Annotated in this window: 1 protein-coding gene; it reads left to right on the top strand. The window is 73.2% G+C overall.

Annotation, left to right across the window (positions count from 1 at the left end; all coding sequences use genetic code 11):
* Nucleotides 1-30: 30 nt before the first annotated feature.
* A partial coding sequence (locus D7X74_RS41780) for a serine/threonine-protein kinase (RefSeq protein ID WP_147446905.1) occupies nt 31-1,728 on the top strand: 1,698 nt, incomplete at its 3' end.

The raw sequence follows: 1,728 nt of genomic DNA, 5'->3' as shown, positions 1-1,728 counted from the left end.
GGCGGGGGTAGGTACGGTGTGCGTGCAACCATGTCCGCGTCCGCAGCTTCTCCGTCTTCCCTCATCTTTGGCAGGTACGCGGTCCTCCGCCGCCTGGCCGTGGGGGGCATGGGGGAGATCTTCCTCGCGCGACAGGTGGGTGTGAGTGGTTTCGAGCGCCCCGTCATCCTCAAGAGCCTGCTGCCAGACCTGCTGGAGCACGAGGGCTCGGTGGAGATGTTCCTCGACGAGGCCCGGGTCGCGGCGCACCTGAACCACCCGAACGTCGTCTCGCTGTACGAGGTCGGCGCGTGGCAGGGCACGTTCTACATCGCGATGGAGTACATCGAAGGTGAGAACCTGGGCCGGCTGGCGCGTGCGGCGCAGCGGGCGGCCTCGCCCTTGCCCCACCGGGTGTGCGCGCAGTTGATCCGCGACGCGGCGCTGGGCCTGGACCATGCGCACCACGCGCGCGACAGCCAGGGCGCGTCGCTGGAGCTGGTGCACCGGGACATCAGTCCGCAGAACATCATGGTGCGGCTGGACGGCGTGACGAAGGTGGTGGACTTCGGCGTGGCCAAGGCGACCATCCGCGCCAGCCGCACGCGCACCGGCGTGCTCAAGGGCAAGCTGCGTTACATGTCGCCCGAGCAGGTGCGCAACGAACCCGTCGCTGGCAGCAGCGACCAGTTCGCGCTGGGCGTGGTGCTGTGGGAGCTGTGCACGCGCCGGCCGTTCATCGACACGGACAACCCCGCGGAGGCGATGCGCAGGATTGCGCTGGCGGCGGTGCCCCGGCCCTCGCAGTTCGTGGAGGGGCTGTCACCGCTGCTGGAGCAGATCATCCTGCGAATGCTCCACCGCGTGCCCGCGCAGCGCTTCGCGCGGTGTGGCGACGTGGCGAAGGCGCTCCAGGCCTACCTGGATGAAGTGCCGGAGGTGGAGGGCGAGGGCGTCTCCGCGGTGGTGACGCGGCTGGTGGGCGAGTCGGTGCTCGCGCGGCTGCGCGACACGGCTGGCGGCGAAGCGGTGCTGCCCCAGGGCCGTGAGCCGTCCAGCGTGTCGTGTCCGCGCTGTGGCCAGTCCACCAGCGCGAACAACCGCTTCTGCCCCGCGTGCGGCAACGCGCTCACGCCTCCGTCCGGCGCGCCCGCGCCGAGCCTGGCGTCGATGCCGGTGCTGCGCGAGCCGCCCATGCACCTGGGGGATGAGGATGCCCCCGACGCGCCCACCGCCAAGGCCCCCGCGGCCCGGCGGGCGGGGGATGGCGCCGTGCACGAGCCGCCCACCGACCCGACGATGGAGGTGCCCGCGCCGCTGGCGGCCGCACTGTCCCAGCCTCTGGCCGTGACCGACGCGGACGAGGACGACGACGCGCCCCCGGCCCTGGGCGACGATGCGCCGGGCCCCACGGTGAAGATGCGCGCGCTGGATGCGCAGGCGCTGATGCGGCGGCTCACGCTGCTGACGGTGGCGGGCGACGCGTCGGAGGCGCTCTCCCTGCGGGAGATGGTGAAGGCGCTGGCGGCGCGCCATCAGGTGGAGGCGGTGGCCCTGGCGGAGGCGCGCTGGTGCCTGCCGTTCGGACTGCCGCAGCCGCGCCAGGACGACGCGACGCGGGCGCTGCGCTGCGCGGAGGACCTGGGGCTCGCCGGGGTGACGGTGCGGCGGGGCCTGGAGTCCGGCGTGGTGCGGGTGAGCTCCAGCGTGGACGCGGCGGGCCCGAGGTTGGCGGGGATGGGGTTGGAG

The organism is Corallococcus sp. CA047B (assembly GCF_003612065.1).
Lineage (GTDB): Bacteria > Myxococcota > Myxococcia > Myxococcales > Myxococcaceae > Corallococcus > Corallococcus praedator.
This window is presented reverse-complemented; position numbering and strand designations above follow the sequence as displayed.